Genomic DNA, 462 nt, shown 5'->3' on the forward strand with positions numbered 1-462 from the left:
AGCTAGTATAAATTATGGACAGCTTTTGGTAGAATATCTTTATCAAGATTGGAGATATCCTATATGGCCACTAAATATGATATTGATTTTAAGAAGATGATTGTGTCTCTTTATCAAAATGGGGAAAAGGTAAAAGATCTGACTAGCGAATATGGTATTTCAGATAAAAACATTTATGCTTGGATTAAACGTTATGCTAAAGATAAGCAAACTGGCATCAGCCAGGATGAATATCTCAAACTGAAAAAAGCTTATCAAAAGATTCAAGAGGAAAATGAAATCTTAAAAAAAGTCTTGACCATATTCGCAAAAAATTAGCTTCAGACTCAATCATTACCGCAGCTCACCAGGCAGCTAAGAATCACAATATAAGTGATGTTTGTCACGCCCTTAAGATCCCACGTTCTACTTTTTATAAAAATTCTATTTGTCATGTATCAAATCAAGAAAAGCGCCGCAAGC

1 protein-coding gene is annotated in these 462 nt (G+C 33.3%); it reads left to right on the forward strand.

Translation table 11 applies throughout. The annotated features are described in order from the left end of the window. Positions 1 to 63: 63 nt before the first annotated feature. Complete coding sequence (locus tag ON15_RS06825; protein ID WP_010580745.1) at positions 64 to 318, forward strand: transposase; 255 nt, start codon at positions 64 to 66, stop codon at positions 316 to 318. Positions 319 to 462 lie beyond the last annotated feature (144 nt).

The organism is Liquorilactobacillus vini DSM 20605 (assembly GCF_000255495.1).
GTDB lineage: Bacteria > Bacillota > Bacilli > Lactobacillales > Lactobacillaceae > Liquorilactobacillus > Liquorilactobacillus vini.